Source organism: Bradyrhizobium brasilense (genome assembly GCF_029714345.1).
GTDB lineage: Bacteria > Pseudomonadota > Alphaproteobacteria > Rhizobiales > Xanthobacteraceae > Bradyrhizobium > Bradyrhizobium australafricanum.
Window position 1 is genome coordinate 7,921,193 of the sequence record NZ_CP121669.1, and the last position, 17,937, is coordinate 7,939,129.

Here is a 17,937-nt window from a genome sequence, read left to right on the forward strand (position 1 = left end):
CTTGCCAAAACGTGGGAAGTCGCAACAAGTTGAAGCGGGACACCCGGCATCGACCGGGCAGCACGGCGCGCAAGGTTTCGACCAAGGTTTCTACAATGACAAAACAAATCCGGCTCAACGCCTTTGCCATGAACTGCGTGGCGCATCAGTCGCCGGGGCTGTGGACCCATCCGCGCGACCGCACCAAGGACTACAACAAGCTGTCCTACTGGATCGATCTGGCGAAGACGCTGGAGCGCGGCCGGTTCGACGGGCTGTTCCTCGCCGACGTGCTCGGCGTCTACGACGTCTATGCCGGCAATCCGGATGCGGCGCTGCGCAACGCGGCGCAGACCCCGGCCAACGAACCGTTGATGCTGATCCCGGCGATGGCCGCGGTGACCGAACATCTCGGCTTCGGCGTCACCAGCAATCTCTCCTTCGAGCCGCCCTACCCGTTCGCGCGGCGGATGTCGACGCTCGATCACCTCACCGGCGGCCGGGTCGGCTGGAACGTGGTCACCGGCTATCTCGATTCCGCCGCGCGCGGCGCCGGCAAGGACAAGCAGACCGCGCATGACGACCGCTACGAGCTCGCCGACGAATATATGGAGCTGGTCTACAAGCTCTGGGAAGGCAGCTGGGAGGACGACGCCGCGATCCGCGACGTCGCGCGCGGCATCTTCACCGATCCGAGCAAGGTGCATCCGGTACGCCATGACGGCAACAACTACCGGCTCAACGCGATCCACCTGTCGGAGCCGTCGCCGCAGCGCACGCCGGTGCTCTACCAGGCCGGCACTTCGCCGCGCGGCCGGCAGTTCGCCGCCGAGCACGCCGAATGCGTGTTCATGTCGGGACCGTCGGCGAAGGTGATCGGTCCACGCGTCTCGGCGATCCGCGAACTCGCCGCCGCAAAAGGCCGCAACGCGGCCGAGATCCTGATGTTCTCGATGATGTGCATCGTGGTGGCGCCGACCGAGGCGGAGGCGAAGGCGAAGTACGCCGAATATCGCAGCCATATCAGCCATGAGGGCGCACTGGCGCTGATGTCGGGCTGGACTGGCGTCGACTTCTCGACCTATTCGCTCGACCAGGAGGTCCGCCACGTGCAGAACGACGCCGGCCGCTCCGCGATGGACAACGTCACCCGCGCCGATCCCGACCGGGTCTGGACCGTGCGCGAGGTCGCCGAGCATGTCGGCATCGGCGGCGCCGGCCCCGTGGTGGTCGGAACGCCCGAGCAGGTCGCCGACAAGATCGAGCAATGGTTCGAGGACACCGACGTCGACGGCCTCAACGTCGCATTCGCAATCTCGCCCGGCGATTTCGAGGACATCGCCGACATGCTGGTGCCGGAGCTCGTCAAGCGCGGCCGCTACAAGCGGGAGTATGCCAAGGGCACCTTGCGCGAGAAGCTGTTCGGCGAAGGGCGTGCGAGGCTCGACGCGACGCATCCGGCGAGCCGGTATCGGGTGAAGCGTAGCGCTGCGGCGGAGTGATCCGCGCCGTCATTGCGAGCCACCCGGTCGGCGCGAAGCGCCGCCGGATGACAGGCTCCGCGAAGCAATCCATCGTTCCGCATATGCGGGATCATGGATTGCTTCGTCGCTTCGCTCCTCGCCATGACGCGGCACACACGTCTGCCCATCCCGTCATCCTGAGGAGGAGCGCGCTCTTGCGCGCGTCTCGAAGGATCGACGGCCACCGGCCGGGCCGTGCACCCTTCGAGACGCGCTTCGCGCTCCTTAGGGTGACGGGGATGGATTGAGCACGCAGCGAAATCTCAATTCACCGAATTGCTCACCACCACCTCGATCAGCTTCGCGCCCGGACGGCTGAACGCCGACTTCATGGCGCTCTTCAGCTCCTGCGGGTCGGTGATCCTGATCGCCTCGAGCCCAAGCGAGCGTGCGAGGGCGGTGAAATCGACCGGCGGATCGATGAAGTCCATGCCGACGTAATGATCGTCGCCATGGAAGGCGAGCAGGCGCTGCTTGATGATACGGTAGCCGCCATTGTTGACGATGACGAAGTTGAGCGGCAGCTTGTGATTGGCTGCGGTCCACAGCGACTGGATCGAATACATCGACGAGCCGTCGCCGGAATAGCACACCACCGGGCGCTGCGGATTGGCGAGGCTGACGCCGACCGCGGCCGGCAGGCCCCAGCCGATGCCGCCGGAGGCCAGCGCGTGATAGCCGTAGCGGTCGCGATGCGGCCGCAAGCCGATGATCTGGCGCGACGAAGTCAGGCCCTCGTCGACCAGGATCGCGTTGTCGGGCATCGCCTCCACGACCTGCAGCGCCAGCCAGTCCGGATCGATCGGCGAGGTCTGGCTCGCCTTCGAGACCTGTTCGACCAGCGCCTTCCGCTTCGCCGCCCAGTTTTTCGTCGACAGCGCCGCGAGTCCCTGCCTGGCACGCGTCTCCAGCGCGCCGCCGCCGACTTCCTTCAACGCCGGCACCAGCGCGCGCAGCGTTTCCTTCACGTCCGCCTTCACCGCAATCTCGGCGCCATAGTTCCTGGCGAGGTCGCTGTCGACCAGGCCGACCTGCACGATCGAGAGCCCGTCCGGCAGCGGATCGACCTCGCTGTAAACCGACATCCGCAGCGGATCGCCGCCGAGCGCGATCAGCAGGTCATGCGGCGCCAGCACGTCGCGCGCGACCTTCTGCAGCCGCGCGATCGCGCCCATGAAGCTCGGGCTTTCGGACAGGAAGTGCGAACCATAGGGCGTCGGCGATTGCCAGGCCGGGCAGCCCAGCGTCTCGGCGAGATCGGCCGCCTCGCGCAGCGCATCGCTTTTCACGATCTCGTCGCCGACGACGATCACCGGTCGCTCCGCTTTCAGGATGCGCGCGGCCAGCGCCTTCAGCGAATCCTCCGACGGCCGCACCCGCGTGTCGATCCGGGTGGAGCGGCCGAGCTCGATGCCGGCTTCGGAATTGAGGATGTCGCCGGGCAGCGAGATGAACACCGGCCCGGTCGGCGGCGTGGTCGCGATCTTGGCGGCGCGGCGCACGATGCGCGGCAGGTCTTCGAGCCGCGTTACCTCGACCGCCCATTTCACCAGCGGCGTCGCCATCCGCACCAGCGGACCGTAGAGCACCGGTTCGGTCAGGCCATGGCCCTGTTCCTGCTGCCCGGCAGTGAGGATCAGCGGCGTGCCCGTGAAGCTCGCATTGTAGAGCGAACCCATCGCGTTGCCGAGGCCGGGCGCGACATGGACGTTGCAGGCGACGAGCTTGCCGGAGGCGCGGCTGAAGCCATCGGCCATCGCGACCACCAGGCTCTCCTGCATCGCCATCACATAGGTGAGATCGGGATGGTCCTTCAGCGCGTGCATGATCGGCAATTCGGTGGTGCCGGGATTGCCGAACAGATGGGTGACGCCCTCATCCTTCAGCAGCGCCAAAAATGCCGAGCGGCCGGTAATGCGATTCTTCATGTTCCCTCCAGGCCTGTCGGCGCGTTGGCCGACGGGGATCAAGGGAGATGACCAAACTTGCGCGCGAGGGGCAATCGAGCGGGCGGTCATGGCCGCATTCCGCAGGCGCGCGCCTGAGGCGAAACGCTCGCTAGAACATCCCCTCGCGCTCGGTGCGCTTCTTCTTTTTCGAGCGCTGCCAGACCACGCCGGGATAGCCCTTCAGCGGCACCAGCGGCTCGCCCGTGTAGGCCCATTCCTGCAGTTCCTCGATCGCGATGTGATAGAGCGGCTGCCGGCCGGTGCGCCCGGAGAACAGCGCGCGCGGGATGTTGACCATGTGCGGCGACCGCGCGCGCTCGTAGATGATGGGCGTGCCGCAATTGGCGCAGAAGCTGCGTGCGGTCTTGCTTTTCGCGTCCTCGTAACGCGACAGCTCGCCTTCACCTTGCGTGATGCGGAAGCGCTTCTTCCAGCTGCCGACATAGGTCGCATAAACCGCGCCATGGACGCGGCGGCTGGCGGCGGTGTGATCATGCCAGGCCCAGCGCGCCGGCACGTCGATCTCGAAGCGTACCTTGCCGCACAGGCACTGGCCGGCCGCGGGCTTCGCCAGCGCCACTGGCTTTGGCTTCTTGGTCGGCTCGAACTCGTCGTCCGGAAACATCGCGGTCTCCCGGTTTTGCTGGCCGAGCTATCGTAGCCCGGATGCAGCGAAGCGTAATCCGGGGATGCTTGATCCGCTGATGCAAGGCCCCGGATTTCGCTGCGCTGCATCCGGGCTACGAAGAGTTACGCCTGCGCCAATTCGTCGTGCACGGGATAATCGGTGTAGCCCTTCTCCTCGCCGGCATAGAAGGTGGCGCGGTTGTACTTGGTCAGCGGATAGCCGCGCTGCAGCCGGCGCGGCAGGTCCGGGTTGGAGATGAAGTAGCGACCGAACGCGATCGCATCGGCATGGCCTTCGGCGACCGCGCTCTGTGCGGTTTCGCCGACGAAATTGCCCGCCGTGATCAGCACGCCGCTCCACATCGGGCGGTACAGCACCATCGCGGACGGTACGTTCTGCCAGTCGACCTCGGCGCGGCCGGTGCCCGAGGCGCGCGGCTCGATGAAATGCAGATAAGCAAGCCCGAGCTTGTCGAGCGCCGTGATGGCGTGGCTGTAGAGCGGCATCGGGTCGGCCTCGCCGCTGCCATTGGCGATGCCGTAGGGCGAGAGCCGGACGCCGACGCGGCTCGCGCCCCAGACCTCGGTCACCGCCTGCGTCACCTCCATCAGGAAGCGGACGCGGTTCTCGATCGAGCCGCCATACCGGTCGGTGCGCAGGTTGCTGCGCGACTGCAGGAACTGCTCGATCAGATAGCCATTGGCGCCGTGAACCTCGACGCCATCGAAGCCGGCGGCGAGCGCGTTCTTCGCGCCTTGCCGGTAGGCCTCGACCATCAGGGCGACCTCGTCGGTCTCGAGCGCGCGCGGCGTCTCGTAATCGACCACCTTGCCGTCCGCGGTCATGCACCTGAACTCGGAGGGGATCGCGACCGCCGACGGCGCCACCGGCAGCGCGCCGCCCGGCTGGAACGAGGAATGCGAGACGCGGCCGACGTGCCAGAGCTGCAGGAAGATCAAGCCGCCCTTGGCGTGCACGGCATCCACCACCTCGCGCCAGCCCGCGATCTGGGCCTCGCTATAGATGCCGGGAACACCGGGATTGCCGAAGCCGGTCGCAACCACCGGCGAGGCCTCCGCGATCAGCAGGCCGCCGGGCGTGGCGCGCTGCGCATAATATTCCGCGTTCATCGGCCGCGGCGCGAGGCTCGGCCGCGCCGCCCGCATCCGCGTCAGCGGCGCCATCACGACGCGATGTTCGAGCTGGTAGGGACCGATCTTGAGCGGAGAGAACAGCGACGGAGGATTCATGCCTGCCCCAATTAATCTTGTGTCATTTCCCGTTGTAGTCTGGGCATGATCCGCCCGGAAAACCGGTACCCACTTTTCCGGATCATGCCCGTTATCTAACGGGTTCATCTTGTTCATGAAAGCGGGTAGTGGCAATCTGTTGCCACGAGAACAGGTCTCCCATGTCGAAATCGAGCGCCTCATCGCTCCCCTCCCTTAGCGTCCGCATCGACCTCGATGCCGAGGACCGGATCGGGCCGGGCAAGATCCTGCTGCTTGAGCGGATCAAGGAATGCGGCTCGATCTCCGCTGCCGGCCGCGCCATGGACATGAGCTACAAGCGCGCCTGGGACCTGGTCGACGAGATCAACCGCATCTGCCGCCAGGCGGCGGTGGAACGGCAGACCGGCGGCAAGAATGGCGGCGGCGCGGTGTTGACCCCGTTCGGCCTCTCCTTGGTGGCACGCTACCGCAAGATCGAGCGCGACGCGGCAAGCGCCGTACGCAAGGATCTCGAGGCGCTGCGCAGCGACATCGGCAAGCCGAAGAAGGCCGCCGGGCGGTAAACGCAGGAACCGGCGGCCGCAGCAAGGGGCGCTTACGAAAATATCGAAAACAACCCCATGCAAAGGAGCCAGCGACGGCCGGCGTTCGACAACGCAGCTTGACGCGTCGGGCAAATCAGGGATACTCTTCTAATATTCCGAAATCATGTAGGCGTTGGAGCGGAGGGCTCCCCTCGGCGAACACGCCGAGCGTTGAGACCTGTACCCGCTCACCCGGATTGCATCTGGCGATGCAATCCGACCTCTCCCCGCAGGCGGGGAGAGGTGAAGAGAAACAGCGGGACCAGCCCTAAGCTGTCTTGATCCAGACCGCCTTGACGTTGAGATATTCCTCGACGTGCTGCTTGCCGGACTCGCGGCCGTAGCCGCTCATCTTGTAGCCGCCGAACGGCACCGCCGGATCCATCGCCTGGTAGCAATTGACCCAGACCGAGCCGGCACGTAGCGCCTTGGCGACCTGGTGCGCCTTGCTGACATTGGTGGTCCAGACACCCGAGCCGAGGCCGAAGGTGGTGGCGTTGGCGCGCTTGATCAGTTCGTCCGGATCCTTGAACGAGATCGCCGAGATCACCGGGCCAAAGATCTCCTCCTGCGCGATACGCATGTTGTCCTGCACGTTGGCAAACACGGTCGGCTGCACGAAATAGCCCTTCGACAGCGCGCCCTCGGTGAGGCGGCCGCCGCCGGCAAGCGCCTTGGCGCCCTCCTTCTGGCCGATGTCGAGATAGCCCGACACCCGGTCCATCTGCTGCTGCGACACCAGGGGACCGATCTGGGTGTTGGGGTCGAGGCCGTTGCCGACCTGCAGCTTCTTGCCGAACTCGGCGACGCGGCCGACGAATTCGTCATAAACCTTCTGCTCGACGAACAGCCGCGTGCCGGCGCTGCAGATCTGGCCCGAATTGGCGAACACCGCCATCGCCGCGCCCGGCACCGCGGCGTCGAGATCGGCGTCGGCGAACACGATGTCCGGCGACTTGCCGCCGAGCTCGAGCGAGACGCGCTTGAGGTTGCCGGCCGAGGCGCGGATGATCGACTGTCCCGTGATGTGCGAGCCGGTGAAGGCGACCTTGTCGACATCGGGATGCGAGGCGAGCGCGGCACCCGCGGTCTCGCCATAGCCCGGCACGACGTTGACGACGCCGGGCGGAATGCCGGCCTCCATGCAGAGCTCGCCGATGCGCAGCGAGGTCAGCGGCGATTCCTCGGCCGGCTTCAGCACCACGGTGCAGCCGGTCGCGATCGCCGGGCCGATCTTCCAGATCGAGGCGGTCAGCGGCCCGTTCCAGGGGATGATCGCGCCGACCACGCCGATCGGCTCCTTCAGCGTGTAGGAGAAGATCTCGCCGGGCAGCGAGTTCTCGATGGTCTCGCCGTGGATCGCGGTCGCCTGTCCCGCATAGTAGCGCAGCATGCCGAGCGCGCGCAGGCGGTTGCCGCGGGTCCGGCTGATTGGTGCGCCCATATCGAGCGTGTCGAGCTGGGACAGTTCCTCGAAATTGGCTTCGACGAGCTCGGCGAGCTTGAGCAGCATGTTCTGCCGCTCGAACGGCTTCACCTTGCTCCAGGCCCCTTCGAACGCACGGCGCGCCGCCGCGACCGCACGGTTGATGTCCTCGGCATCGCCCTCGGCGACCGACGCGAGCAACTCGCCGGTCGCGGGATTATGCGTCTCGAATTTCTTGCCGGAGGCGGCGTCGACCCATTTGCCGTCGATCAGCATCTTCTTGTAGGAGCCATCGGCATAAGGATGGCGCGTGAGCGGAATAGCCTGCGAAACAGCCATGTTTGCACTCCCTGTAAAATGTCGGCTGAGGTCTTTTGGAAGCGTTATATCCCGAATTCTACAGCGCGAACCCGAAACCGTAAAGCCGAGCCGGCGTTGATCAGGGTGGCGCGCACGAAAACCTCCCATGCGCGCGCGTGCATGGTACGATAGCGACTGAACCTCAGCCACACATGTGTCCGGAGACCGCCGATGCCCCACCCCGTGATATCAGCCAATCATGTTGCCGTGATCACCGGCGGCGCCTCCGGCATCGGACTTGCCGCCGCATTGCGGTTCGCGCAGGCCGGCATGAAGGTCTGCATCGCCGACCTCGGCGACGACCGGCTGAAGGATGCTGCGACAAGACTGTCATCTGCGGCGCCGGGCGGCGCTGATGACATCATGACGGCGGCTGTCGACGTCAGCCGCGCCGACGAGGTGGCAGGCCTGGAGGCCGCTGTCGCGAAGAAGTTCGGCGGCACCGACATCCTGATGAACAATGCCGGCATTCAGCCCGGCAGTGCGATGTTCGGGCCCGCGGACAATTGGCAGCGCATCCTTGGCGTCAATCTGTGGGGCGTGATCAACGGCACGCAGGCGTTCGCGCCCAACATGATCAAGCGCGGCAGGGCTGGGCTGATCATCAACACCGGCTCCAAGCAGGGCATCACCACGCCGCCGGGCGATCCCGCCTACAACGTTTCCAAGGCCGGCGTGAAGGCATTCACCGAAGCGCTGCAGCACGAGCTGCGCAACACCGCCGGCTGCAAGATATCGGCGCATCTCTTGATCCCCGGCTTCGTCTTTACCGGGCTGACCGCGCGCGGCCGCACCGAGAAGCCGGCCGGCGCCTGGACAGCGGAGCAGACCGTCGACTTCATGATCGAACACCTCGATGCCGGCGATTTCTACATCCTCTGCCCCGATAACGACGTGCCGCGCGCGCTCGACGAACGTCGCATCCTGTGGGCCGCCGGCGACATCGTCGAGAACCGCCCGCCGCTGTCGCGCTGGCATCCGGATTACGGCGATGCGTTCGCCGCGTTCGTGAAGGGGAAGTAAGCCGCTGGGAATCGTAGGATGGGTAGAGCAAAGCGAAACCCATCATCTCTCCCGCGGCCAGCTATTTGATGGGTATCGCTTCGCTCCACCCATCCTACGCGGCTATTTATTTCGTCACCCTGAGGAGCGCGAAGCGCGTCTCGAAGGGTCGACGGCCCGACTAGGGCCGATTCATCCTTCGAGACGCCGCTTCGCGGCTCCTCAGGATGACGGTGATAGTCCGGAGCGTGGGTTGGCCGAGCGTAACCCACCTCTTCTCCCGCCGCGGCACAACTGGTGGGTTACGCCTTCGGCTAACCCACCCTGCGAAGCTACGATCTTAATTCGCCCGCACCTGTACCCTTGTCACCGGCTGCGCCACCAGCGCCTCGCCGAGCTCGCTCTGCTGAGCGCGCGGAATCGAGAAGCAGACGCTGAAGCCGTCCGTGGTCCTGAGCGTCATCATGCCCTGCGCCGGATCGGTCGACTGCTCGATCACCCAGGAATCCAGCGGATAGGCGTAGCGCAAGGTCTGGTCGCCGAAGCGGGTCTGCAGTGCCTTGCTGATCAGCCCGGGCAACGTCATGACCAGCGCGCCGACCTGGTTGATCGACAGGCGGATGGTTGCGGGCTCGCCCCTGCCGTCCACGAAGCCAAGCGAAATGGCGCAGCCATCGGACGCGACTTCGCAGGTGGTGAGCTCCTGGGTTTCGATCTGCATGCCGGCACTCCGGATCATCGTTATATTCCATGCAATATATCGCGAAGACGACCAGCGTCCAGCCTTAAAATTATAGCCGCGGCAGCCATCGGCAGAGCCGCGCGCGGCATTAGAATCTATTGAAGCCTGCGGTGCCCCGATTGACGCCGGGCGGGCAACTGCGAATAAATCGGAACAAAGCCCAGGCTGATTTTTCTTCGCGATTTTCCAGAGAATTCATTCGGTTCGGCAGTGCCGCGCGCGTGCCCTGAATGGCCGTGGCGTCGACGCCGCAGCCGTGATATACACATGAATATAGCGAAGTCCGCGAAGGACCCGTTTGACCAGGGAGAGTAAGGCCAATGAGTGATTACAAGCTTCTCATCGACGGCAAGATGGTACCCGGCGACCAGACCATGCCGGTGCTCAATCCGGCGACCGAAGAGGTGGTGGCGCAATGCCCGCGCGCCTCCAGAGACCAGCTCGACAAGGCTGTCGCCGCCGCCAAGGCCGCCTACCCGGCCTGGGCCGCCACGCCGATCGAGGAGCGCCGCAAGCTGATCATCAAGATGGCCGAGGTGATCGGGACCAACGCCAACGAGCTCGCACATATCCTGACCAGCGAACAGGGCAAGCCGCTCGCCGATGCCACCGGCGAGGTGATGGGCATGGCCGGCTTCTTCCGCTATCTCGGCTCGCTCGAACTGCCGATGCGCGTGATCGAGAATTCCGGCGACCGCAAGGTCGAGGCCTATCGCCGTCCGCTCGGCGTGGTCGGCGCGATCATTCCCTGGAACTATCCGTTGCTGATCCTGGCGTTCAAGCTGCCGTCGGCACTGCTCGCCGGCAACACGCTGGTGGTGAAGCCTGCGCCGACCACGCCGCTGGCCTCGCTGCGCTTTGCCGAACTGGTCAAGGACATCCTGCCGAAGGGCGTGCTCAATTTCATCGCCGACGCCAACGATCTCGGCGACCACATGACCAAGCACCCTGACATCCGCAAGATCTCCTTCACCGGCTCGACTGCGACCGGCCAGAAGGTGATGGCGAGCGCATCGCAGACCTTGAAGCGGATCACGCTCGAGCTCGGCGGCAACGATGCCGGCATCGTGCTCGACGACGTCGATCCGAAGAAGGTCGCGCCGGGGATTTTCGAGGGCGCGTTCCAGAACTCCGGCCAGGTCTGCCTCGCCATCAAGCGGCTCTATGTGCACGAGTCGGTCTATGACGAGATCTGCAACGAGTTGGTCGCGATCGCGAAGAACACCGTGGTCGACGACGGCTCCAAGCAGGGCACCAAGCTCGGGCCGCTGCAGAACAAGATGCAGTACGAGAAGGTCAAGGCGTTCCTCGACGATGCCCGCAAGAACGGCAATGTGATCGCCGGCGGCGCCGCGATGGACCGTCCCGGCTATTTCATCGAGCCGACCATCGTGCGCGACATCAAGGAAGGCTCGAAACTGGTCGACGAGGAGCAGTTCGGTCCGGTGCTGCCTGTCATCAAGTACTCCGACAAGGACGATGTGATCCGCCGCGCCAATGCCACCACCTACGGCCTCGGCGCATCGGTCTGGTCGTCCGACATCAAGCGCGCGCACGAGATCGCGACCCGGATCGAGGCCGGCACGGTGTGGATCAACAAGCACCTCGACATGGCCCCGAACATTCCGTTCGGCGGCGCCAAGCAGTCGGGCATCGGCACCGAATTCGCCGAGGAAGGCCTCGCCGAGTTCACCCAGCTGCAGATCATCAACGGCCCGCCGGCCGCCTGATCCATCAACATGCGGCCGCGACGCCCAGGCGCCGCGGTCGCCGCTCCCCTCCACAACGAACAGAGCCCATCATGTTCGATGCCCAATGCGACCTCGCCGCCCTGGTCTATGACGCCAATGACGATCCCGATGCCATCCTGCGCGACTTCGCTGCCGATCTGAGAGCACGCGGCGCACGCGTGGTCGGCATGGTGCAATCAGGCCAGTGTGCGGACTCCACCTTGTCGGCCGTGCTGGTGCATAGCGGCGAGACGCTGCTGCTGGCGCAACCGCCGAGCCAAACTCCTGCGAGTCCCGGCGCGACCGGTTGCAAGCTCGATCTGTCGCGGCTGCAGGCCGCCGGCATCCGCGTCGCCAACGCGCTCGCCGGAGGCGCCGATCTCGTCATCGTCAATCGCTTCGGCAAGCGGGAACGCGACGGCAAGGGGCTCGGCTTTGTGATCGAGCGCGCGCTCGGCGCCGACATCCCCGTCGTGATCGCGGTGTCTCGCACGAGCTTTGCGGACTGGATCAAGTTCGCCGGCGGGATGAGCGTGAAGCTCGCCTGCGACCGCCACGCGCTCGATGCCTGGTGGCACAGCGTCTCGCTGCGGGCCGCGGCCCGGACCGCGCCGGATCACGTCACGGTCTGCGAGGCGTTCAAGTAGAGGCGCTTCGTAGGATGGGTGGAGCGCAGCGATACCCATCATCCCGCCGCGCGGATGCAATTGATGGGTATCGCTTCGCTCCACCCATCCTACGCGACCTTCGCAAGCGCTATCACCGTCATCCTGAGGAGCGCGCTCTCGCGCGCGTCTCGAAGGATCGACGGCCCGGCTGGTGGCCGCGCATCCTTCGAGGCTCGCTCCGCTCGCACCTCCAGCCTTTGCGCGGGGATGACGGTGTGAGAATTGTAGCAAGCGCCCTCGGCACGCCGTCGTCCTGGCGAAAGCCAGGACCCATAAGCACCGAATTCGATTGAGAGTGCGACAGTGGCCCCAGGGTCGCACAACAACAAGCGGTTGGGGTAATGGGTCCTGGCTTTCGCCAGGACGACGCCGAATACATTCACATCCTGTCAGGATGACGGGAGCGCGGCCCCGCTCACAGCGTTTCCTGCTTGTGGTCACAGTTCTTGCAGGTGAACTTGACGCGGGACTGGCCCTTTTCCGCCTGCACCCGGTTCGGCGCGCCGCATTTGCCGCAAACGGCCTCTATCCGGGTCGTGCCCTGCTTGATGACCAAGTTCCGCTTTTCCATGGTCTCGCGGATGAGGCGTTCGGCCTCCTCGCGCAGCGATTGCTTCGACATCATCTCCACCGGTCGTTGGTTAGCGGGCGGCGTCATAGCACGACCGCGTGAAGTTTTGACAGCGGGGATTACAGCTTAATTTTCAGACAATGAGCCGGTCAACCGGCAACCGGAAATGCCGCGGTTTCAACGGTTTTGATGGCCGGCCGATACGGAACACGTTGACGAGGCGCAGATCGGCGCCGATTTTGCCGAGCTTTCGCAGCCGGTCGTTGAAGTCAGGATGATCTGATAGCGCCGAAATCGGGCACGCGGCGAAACCGGCGCGATCGATCTCCAGCCAGGCGCGGTAGAAATGCCGACCGGTCGTGAGTGGATCCTCACCGACGGGACGGCAAAACAGCACGATCGCCGATGCCGACGCGGTCTTGGCGCCGTCGGCGAGCAGCGACGCGGCAAGGCCGAGACGATCGAGCGGCTTGAACAGGGTGCCGAGCACGTAGCGCGCGGCGGTGGCCTCGACCGCGTTCATGGCGAGCGCATCACGGTTGAGCCCATCGAGCAGATAGTGCGGATGGCCGGGCGACAGCCGCATCCATGCGAGCAGCTCGGCCCGGTAGTCGTCACCGCGGACAAAGGAGAATTCGGCCCGATCGGCCCAGCCGGCGATATCAGCAATCGCCCGGCGATCGCCAGTGCAGATCACATCGTCGCGCGCGGCAACGAGCTGCGCCAGCGCCGCCGCATCGTCCGGCGATGCCGCAAACTTGCCGCGCCACGACATGCGGCGTGCCACGAGGTCCGCCAGCGGATCGGGCTCGGCTCCTTGCCTGATCGCAAAAGAGCAGAGCACGGCAAATTGCGGCGACAGCGGCTGCTCGATCGTGGTCATGCCCGTGATTGCGAAGCCACGGCGGTTGAGCGCGAGGCTCATGCCCTCCAGCGCCGCGCCGTGCGACACCCGAACGTCATGCCCCGCGGGGTCGGCGACCGGCGCGCGGACGCCGGTCGCGTCGACCAGCGCCAGCCGCCCGTCGTCGATGAGGCGCCAGCGCGTCGGCTGGATGTTGTGGACGCTCGGCGCCAGCCGCGCCTCCGCGACCAGTTCGCGCAGCAAATCCGGCGTCAGCTCGCTCATGCCGCGGCCAGCCGCTTGGTGAACAGATGCAGCCGGTGCAGCGGCCTGGCGCCGACCTTCTCGACCTGGCGCAGCGACGGACCGTTGATATCGGCGATCCAGGTGCCGCCCAACGTGCGGTAGCCGGCCTCCTGCAACGCCAGCGCGGTGCGGTAGAGCATCGCGCCGTTGAGGCCGCGATTGTGCAGGTCGCGGCAGACCGATTGATAGATCAGCACCGCGCGCCTGTTCATCACGCGGTGCTGCACGAATTTGAACGGCGCTGACAGCCCGACCCGGCCGTCGATCGCCTTGATCAGCGGATTGAGGTCGGGGATCGCGATGATCGCGCCGGCGGGCCGGCCGCGGTGATAGACCACGGTCGAAATCCGCTGGTCGATGATCCACATCATGTCGCCGGCCTGGAACAGATATTCGGCGGCGGTCGGCGGCACGAACATCGGATTGTCGGCAAAGCCGTCATTGAGGATCAGCCGCGCGTCCTCCAGCCGCACCTTGAAGGCGGAACGCTTGATCGGCTGCCAGACGAAATCCGGGTCAGTGAGCACGGCCCGCTGCTTGTCGCCGAGCAATTGCTCCGGCTTGCCGCCGTCGAGCGCGATCTCGAACGTCGTCATCGGGAAGCTCGCGGCATAGCCGGCGCGTTCGAGATGCTTTGCGATGTGCGGCGGCGACCACATCATATCGGTGAACGGCGCATGGTCGAACCCGTCGGTCATGACGCCGATCTGCTGCATCGCGGTGAGATTGAAATTGCCGGCGACGCGGCTCATGCCGCGCGCCGACAGCCATTGCTCGGCGGCGCGCAGCAGCGCATCGGCCACCTCGACGTCGTCGATGCAATCGAAGAAGCCGAATGCACCATGGCGAGTGCCGTGCTTGTGGTTGGACGCGTCGTGGATCGAGGCGGCGATGCGGCCGACCGGCCGTCCATCGCGATGCGCGGAGAACAGCGCGTATCGGCCGTGGCCTTCGGTGACGAACGGATTCTTCGCCGGATCGAACATCCGGTCGAAATCGCTCCACAGCGGCGGCACGTAGAGGCTGTCGGATCCATAGGCATTGAGCGCGGCGTCGAATGCCGCCCTGCGGTCACCCTCGCGGATCTCTGATATCATTTGGCCTCCGGGGTCAACGCCAGCAGCCGGCGCACCAGCGCCAGCGCGGTTTCAGTGGCGGGATCGGCCGCGGTGACGGGCACCGCGAGCACGATCAGGTCGAGCGGATCGTGTCCGAGCACGATGACATGGGAGGCGTTGTTGGCCGAGATCAGCGAGACCATGCGCTCGGCCGCGGGATCGGTCGGCGCCAGTCCCCATGGCGCGTCGGACCGCCGCAGCACACGCCGTGTCGACAGGAAGTCGTGCAGCAGCGGCGGATCGTAGAGCGCGAGCTCGTGCTCGCGGAAGCGCCGCGCGCTTTCGAAGATCGGATGCCGCGCCAGCTCGGCGATCAACTGCTCCCTTGTCTGCGCCGGCGATGCGGCGACCGAATTGAGCACGCCGGGCTCCTGCGATTCGAACAGCGCCCGCAGCGCGTCCGTCATCAACCCGATGGTCAGGACGCCGGCGATCGCAACCGCGACGAAGCGAACCATCTGCGCGGCGTCGACGTCGGGCGCCATGAAGGCAGCGGCGAGCCCCAAGAGACCCGAAGAGATCAGCCGCAGCGCCATCATCGCAAGGCCGTGCCGGCGCGTCTCGGCGCCGCCGCCGGCGATCAGCATCACCGTCACGGTGAGCAGCGCGCCCAGCGCGCCGAGCCGCACAGGGATATCGGGAAACAGCGTACGGAAGTCCGTCAGGATGAACGGGATCACGACCAGCGCGCCGACCGCCATGCGGCCGATGCTGCGGTTCTCCGCAGCCATCAGCGAGGCGCGATCGCGCGTTGCCAGCAGCAGCGCGCAAGTGGCGAAGCCCAAGAGCTGGAACAACGCCAGCGCGATCGCGTAAGGCATCGCAAGCCGTTGCAGCCCGAACAGGCCGCCGAGACCGAGCAGGATGGCGCCCGCGAGCGCTGCGATCTTGACCGCGCGCGGCGCGTGGCGCCGCAGGATGCCTTCGGTGACGATCAGGGCGCCGAGCGGGACCAGCGAGGCGGGGATCACCGAGAGGCGGTCGAGCAGGCGGCTTCCAGTCCACCAGGCAAGACCGCGGTCGAGGAACAGGATCGCGATGACGCCGAGCGCGAGCAGCAGGCGGCGCGTCAACGGGCTCCTTGGATCGCGCCGGTAGAACGTCATCATCGCCACGGCGAGCCCGATGGCGCCGCACAGATTGACGATGGAATCGGCGATCACCCCGGAGGTCATTTGCCGCCCGTCAGGTCATCGATGGCCCGCCGCACCAGCGGACGCATCAGGGCGGCGACCAGCGCATTGCGCGGCTTCTCGATCGCGGGCCGGTGCGGGTTGAGGAACCAGCCGCGGCAATCGGTGCCGGAGGTGCGACCGAGGATCAGCGCGACCGCCTCATAGGCCATCAGCATGCCGGTCGAGATCACCATCGGCGCAAACGACATCCGGCTGCGGCGGCCGGCGGCGACTTCTCCGGCGATGGCAAGGTCGACATAGTTGCGCGACGAGGAGTGCAGCATCACGTGCTCGATCTCGGCGCGCATCGCGGCGCGGCGGTCGTCCTCGGTGATATCGGTCCAGTCCTTGCCAAGGGTCGGAAAGCCGAGGCGCTGCTCGGGCCGCGGATCGTGCGGGCGCACCACGATCACCGACGGCAACGGCGACATGTAGGCGTCGATCACGGTTGCATCGGCGCGCTTCGCGGTCCGGTACAGATGAACGCCGGCGGCGATATCGTCCATGCCGTTGACGATGACCGGGCACTGCGCGGCGATCCCGGCCAGCTCGCTGGTCCAGTTCTCGCCAAGCACCTCGATCTCGATGGTCGGGTTGATGCGCCTCGCGGCTTCGGCGGCAACCGCCGCCTTCTCGCGCCCGACCTCGTCGGCGAAAGCGAACACCTGGCGGTTGAGGTTGGAGACCTCGAAGCGGTCGATGTCGGCGATCACGAATTTGCCGACGCCGGCGCGCGCCAGCGCCATGAAGGCCGCGCCGCCCATGCCGCCGACGCCGCACACGAACACCCGCGCCTGACGCAGCAGCTGCTGCTCGTGCTCGTCGATGAAGCCGATATTGCGGCCGGTGAAGGAGTAGTAGTCGAAATTCATCGCGCGGCCCCGCTATCCTGCTTGCGCGGACGCAGCGTGCCGAAGGCGCGGCTGTCGTCCATCCAGTAGACCACCGGCAGCACCAGCCGCTGCAGCGCCAGCATCGCGGACGCCGCGAGCAGCGACGGCAGCGAGCCCGAGGGCACCTCGCTCATGAGATAGCGGCGCGCGCCGGCAAGATCGACGCGGCCGATCTGCAGCACGTCGTCGCCGCGGCCGTAGTCCAGCTCGCGCTCGCAAAACTCATTGTAGACGGCATTGCGGTGCTTCGGTGCGCTCTCCAAGGTCTTCTTCAGCGCGTCCGAGCCGCCGGTATAGGCGTTGGTGATGACCGAGCGCGCCTCGTCGAACCCGGCCTCTTCGCCGACGCCGAACACCGCGCGATGCCTCGCCATGATGCCGCGCGCGAGCTGCAGATGCGCAAAGCTCTGTCGCGCGCCCGGCAGCGGCGACGGAAACACGTCCGAGAAGGTATCGCTGACCATGCCGACCACCGCCGGCACCTGGGTGACGTTGGAGATCCATTTCGGCCGCAGCCCGTCGCGGGCGAACAGCACCAGCGCGGTCAGGCCGTAGAGCACCCAGGACAGCCCCTGCCCGCGCACATCGGGATCGACCATGACGAGGCCGAGATGGGTGACCTCGGCCGGCTCGCCGTCGAGCGGCACGTCCATCACCGACAGCGCGTTGAAGGCGATCGGCCGCCCGGTGTCTTCCTCCGAGATCAGCGTGACGACGGCGCGCGACAGCCGCTCGGGTTCGCCGGAGAAGATGCCATAGGTCAGGCTCTCCTCGGGCAGCGTCTTGGCGGCGACGATGCGCAGCTGCTCGACCAGCGCGTCGAGCTCGTCCCTCGGCAGCGACAGACCGGGCGATTCGACGATGCGGGTGCGCTGGCCGGCCTGGGTGCGCAAGCTGAGATCGATGGTCGGCTGCGACAGCGCCTTCAGCCAGAAGCCGCCATGGCTGCGCAGACCGTCAAAGGCGGCGCGCGCCTTGCCAAGACTCTTGCCAAGGTTCTTGCTGCCGCGCGAAGCCGGCGTGGGATTGTCCGTGGACGCCATTTCTCTGTCCCTCGGGCGCGATCTCTGCACTCGCCCCTGTTAAAGAGCCATGAGCGCAACCTGACGCTGTTGGCCGCAGGGTAAACAAGGCCTTCCGGAAACGGAACAAGTTGGTGGCAAGAGGCAGGTAGCCTCATTGCGAGCGAGGCTCGTGGCTGAAGAGT

At 66.0% G+C, this 17,937-nt stretch carries 16 protein-coding genes; 5 read left to right on the forward strand and 11 right to left on the reverse strand.

Annotation, left to right across the window (positions count from 1 at the left end; all coding sequences use genetic code 11):
* Positions 1–95 precede the first annotated feature (95 nt).
* A complete protein-coding gene (locus QA635_RS36570) occupies positions 96–1,481 on the forward strand; it encodes an LLM class flavin-dependent oxidoreductase (RefSeq protein WP_283064703.1) in 1,386 nt (461 codons plus the stop codon).
* 284 nt (positions 1,482–1,765) lie between these two features.
* Here the strand turns inward: QA635_RS36570 and QA635_RS36575 are convergent, their stop codons facing one another.
* The 3 genes from QA635_RS36575 to QA635_RS36585 form a co-directional block, all read right to left on the reverse strand.
* Positions 1,766–3,430, reverse strand: a complete 1,665-nt coding sequence (locus QA635_RS36575; RefSeq protein ID WP_283064704.1) for a thiamine pyrophosphate-binding protein — start codon at positions 3,428–3,430, stop codon at positions 1,766–1,768.
* A gap of 130 nt (positions 3,431–3,560) precedes the next feature.
* Positions 3,561–4,076, reverse strand: a complete 516-nt coding sequence (locus tag QA635_RS36580; protein WP_283064706.1) for a GFA family protein — start codon at positions 4,074–4,076, stop codon at positions 3,561–3,563.
* Positions 4,077–4,201: 125 nt separating this feature from the next.
* Complete coding sequence (locus QA635_RS36585; RefSeq protein WP_283064707.1) at positions 4,202–5,329, reverse strand: alkene reductase; 1,128 nt, start codon at positions 5,327–5,329, stop codon at positions 4,202–4,204.
* Between the two features lie 161 nt (positions 5,330–5,490).
* On the opposite strand from QA635_RS36585, the gene QA635_RS36590 reads away from it, so the two are divergent.
* Positions 5,491–5,874: a winged helix-turn-helix domain-containing protein gene (locus tag QA635_RS36590; protein WP_016846469.1), complete on the forward strand. Its 384-nt coding sequence runs from the start codon at positions 5,491–5,493 to the stop codon at positions 5,872–5,874.
* A gap of 289 nt (positions 5,875–6,163) precedes the next feature.
* Here the strand turns inward: QA635_RS36590 and QA635_RS36595 are convergent, their stop codons facing one another.
* Positions 6,164–7,660 (reverse strand): aldehyde dehydrogenase family protein, encoded by a 1,497-nt coding sequence (locus tag QA635_RS36595; protein ID WP_283064708.1) that lies wholly within the window; start codon positions 7,658–7,660, stop codon positions 6,164–6,166.
* A gap of 192 nt (positions 7,661–7,852) precedes the next feature.
* Here QA635_RS36595 and QA635_RS36600 point away from each other — a divergent pair, with 192 nt between their 5' ends.
* Positions 7,853–8,704: an SDR family NAD(P)-dependent oxidoreductase gene (locus QA635_RS36600; RefSeq protein ID WP_283064709.1), complete on the forward strand. Its 852-nt coding sequence runs from the start codon at positions 7,853–7,855 to the stop codon at positions 8,702–8,704.
* A 319-nt stretch (positions 8,705–9,023) separates the two neighbouring features.
* On the opposite strand, the gene QA635_RS36605 is transcribed toward QA635_RS36600, so the two are convergent.
* Positions 9,024–9,404, reverse strand: a complete 381-nt coding sequence (locus tag QA635_RS36605; protein WP_283064710.1) for a hypothetical protein — start codon at positions 9,402–9,404, stop codon at positions 9,024–9,026.
* Between the two features lie 341 nt (positions 9,405–9,745).
* On the opposite strand from QA635_RS36605, the gene QA635_RS36610 reads away from it, so the two are divergent.
* Both QA635_RS36610 and QA635_RS36615 read left to right on the forward strand, forming a co-directional pair.
* Positions 9,746–11,155, forward strand: a complete 1,410-nt coding sequence (locus QA635_RS36610; RefSeq protein ID WP_283064711.1) for an aldehyde dehydrogenase family protein — start codon at positions 9,746–9,748, stop codon at positions 11,153–11,155.
* Positions 11,156–11,226: 71 nt separating this feature from the next.
* Positions 11,227–11,802, forward strand: coding sequence for a DUF2478 domain-containing protein (locus tag QA635_RS36615; RefSeq protein WP_283064712.1), 576 nt, complete (start codon positions 11,227–11,229; stop codon positions 11,800–11,802).
* A 436-nt stretch (positions 11,803–12,238) separates the two neighbouring features.
* Here the strand turns inward: QA635_RS36615 and QA635_RS36620 are convergent, their stop codons facing one another.
* The 6 genes from QA635_RS36620 to QA635_RS36645 all read right to left on the reverse strand — a co-directional run bounded on the left by QA635_RS36620 (position 12,239) and on the right by QA635_RS36645 (position 17,773).
* Entirely contained in the window at positions 12,239–12,445 is a 207-nt protein-coding gene (locus QA635_RS36620) for a hypothetical protein (RefSeq protein ID WP_024581255.1), read from the reverse strand.
* A gap of 82 nt (positions 12,446–12,527) precedes the next feature.
* Positions 12,528–13,523, reverse strand: a complete 996-nt coding sequence (locus tag QA635_RS36625; RefSeq protein ID WP_283064713.1) for a nitroreductase family protein — start codon at positions 13,521–13,523, stop codon at positions 12,528–12,530.
* On the reverse strand, positions 13,520–14,641 hold the full coding sequence (locus tag QA635_RS36630; RefSeq protein WP_283064714.1) for a GNAT family N-acetyltransferase: 1,122 nt from the start codon (positions 14,639–14,641) through the stop codon (positions 13,520–13,522). The genes QA635_RS36625 and QA635_RS36630 overlap by 4 nt, the downstream gene beginning before the upstream one ends.
* Positions 14,638–15,837: a hypothetical protein gene (locus QA635_RS36635; RefSeq protein WP_283064715.1), complete on the reverse strand. Its 1,200-nt coding sequence runs from the start codon at positions 15,835–15,837 to the stop codon at positions 14,638–14,640. The genes QA635_RS36630 and QA635_RS36635 overlap by 4 nt, the downstream gene beginning before the upstream one ends.
* Positions 15,834–16,709 carry a HesA/MoeB/ThiF family protein gene (locus QA635_RS36640; RefSeq protein ID WP_225162880.1) on the reverse strand — a complete coding sequence of 292 codons (876 nt, stop codon included), beginning with the start codon at positions 16,707–16,709 and terminating at the stop codon, positions 15,834–15,836. The genes QA635_RS36635 and QA635_RS36640 overlap by 4 nt, the downstream gene beginning before the upstream one ends.
* Positions 16,706–17,773, reverse strand: a complete 1,068-nt coding sequence (locus QA635_RS36645) for a hypothetical protein (protein WP_283064717.1) — start codon at positions 17,771–17,773, stop codon at positions 16,706–16,708. Before QA635_RS36645 ends, QA635_RS36640 begins: the two co-directional genes overlap by 4 nt.
* Positions 17,774–17,937 lie beyond the last annotated feature (164 nt).

What these genes read in the sequence shown, in the direction of transcription:
- QA635_RS36570 (WP_283064703.1), top strand. Translation starts at nt 96, where the DNA reads ATGACAAAACAAATCCGGCTCAACGCCTTTGCCATGAACTGCGTGGCG.
- QA635_RS36575 (WP_283064704.1), bottom strand. Translation starts at nt 3,430, where the DNA reads ATGAAGAATCGCATTACCGGCCGCTCGGCATTTTTGGCGCTGCTGAAG.
- QA635_RS36580 (WP_283064706.1), bottom strand. Translation starts at nt 4,076, where the DNA reads ATGTTTCCGGACGACGAGTTCGAGCCGACCAAGAAGCCAAAGCCAGTG.
- QA635_RS36585 (WP_283064707.1), bottom strand. Translation starts at nt 5,329, where the DNA reads ATGAATCCTCCGTCGCTGTTCTCTCCGCTCAAGATCGGTCCCTACCAG.
- QA635_RS36590 (WP_016846469.1), top strand. Translation starts at nt 5,491, where the DNA reads ATGTCGAAATCGAGCGCCTCATCGCTCCCCTCCCTTAGCGTCCGCATC.
- QA635_RS36595 (WP_283064708.1), bottom strand. Translation starts at nt 7,660, where the DNA reads ATGGCTGTTTCGCAGGCTATTCCGCTCACGCGCCATCCTTATGCCGAT.
- QA635_RS36600 (WP_283064709.1), top strand. Translation starts at nt 7,853, where the DNA reads ATGCCCCACCCCGTGATATCAGCCAATCATGTTGCCGTGATCACCGGC.
- QA635_RS36605 (WP_283064710.1), bottom strand. Translation starts at nt 9,404, where the DNA reads ATGCAGATCGAAACCCAGGAGCTCACCACCTGCGAAGTCGCGTCCGAT.
- QA635_RS36610 (WP_283064711.1), top strand. Translation starts at nt 9,746, where the DNA reads ATGAGTGATTACAAGCTTCTCATCGACGGCAAGATGGTACCCGGCGAC.
- QA635_RS36615 (WP_283064712.1), top strand. Translation starts at nt 11,227, where the DNA reads ATGTTCGATGCCCAATGCGACCTCGCCGCCCTGGTCTATGACGCCAAT.
- QA635_RS36620 (WP_024581255.1), bottom strand. Translation starts at nt 12,445, where the DNA reads ATGTCGAAGCAATCGCTGCGCGAGGAGGCCGAACGCCTCATCCGCGAG.
- QA635_RS36625 (WP_283064713.1), bottom strand. Translation starts at nt 13,523, where the DNA reads ATGAGCGAGCTGACGCCGGATTTGCTGCGCGAACTGGTCGCGGAGGCG.
- QA635_RS36630 (WP_283064714.1), bottom strand. Translation starts at nt 14,641, where the DNA reads ATGATATCAGAGATCCGCGAGGGTGACCGCAGGGCGGCATTCGACGCC.
- QA635_RS36635 (WP_283064715.1), bottom strand. Translation starts at nt 15,837, where the DNA reads ATGACCTCCGGGGTGATCGCCGATTCCATCGTCAATCTGTGCGGCGCC.
- QA635_RS36640 (WP_225162880.1), bottom strand. Translation starts at nt 16,709, where the DNA reads ATGAATTTCGACTACTACTCCTTCACCGGCCGCAATATCGGCTTCATC.
- QA635_RS36645 (WP_283064717.1), bottom strand. Translation starts at nt 17,773, where the DNA reads ATGGCGTCCACGGACAATCCCACGCCGGCTTCGCGCGGCAGCAAGAAC.